We start from the raw sequence: 543 nt of genomic DNA, 5'->3' as shown, positions 1-543 counted from the left end.
GAAGGCGTCGGTATTCCACGACAAAATGGGTGAGATGATCGCTCATACCGCAGTGAACGCAGTAGATGACGGCACGATGACCAATGAGTGGGGCTCAATCCACGTTGATGACGAAGGTTTGCCAACGCAGCGTACCCAACTGATCAAAGACGGTAAGCTAACTAGCTTTATGGTCGATAAAATGGGCGGCATGAAGACAGGTTACGAGCCAACAGGCTCTGGTCGTCGTCAGAACTACAAGTTCGCACCAACCTCGCGCATGCGCAATACCTTTATCGAAGAAGGCGAGCATTCACTCGATGATATGCTTGCGGGAATCGAACGCGGTATTTGCGCCAAGAAGATGGGTGGTGGCTCCGTTCAACCTGGGACGGGCGAATTTAACTTCGCTGTTCGTGAAGCGTATTTGATTGAAAACGGCAAAATTACCAAGCCTTTGAAAGCGGCGACACTAATCAGCACTGGTCCTAAAGTATTGAAAGAAATCAGTATGGTCGGTAAGGACATGGCACTTGCTCCAGGTATGTGTGGTTCAGTGAGTGG

The 543-nt window shown here is 49.9% G+C and carries 1 protein-coding gene; it reads left to right on the top strand.

The window, feature by feature from the left end; all coding sequences use genetic code 11:
- On the top strand, positions 1-543 hold a 543-nt coding region (locus R7R78_RS28905; protein WP_225474942.1), incomplete at both ends, for a TldD/PmbA family protein.

This window comes from Vibrio sp. 2134-1 (assembly GCF_033339495.1).
The sequence above is the reverse complement of the archived record's forward strand: the minus strand, read 5'-3'. Positions and strand labels throughout refer to the sequence as shown.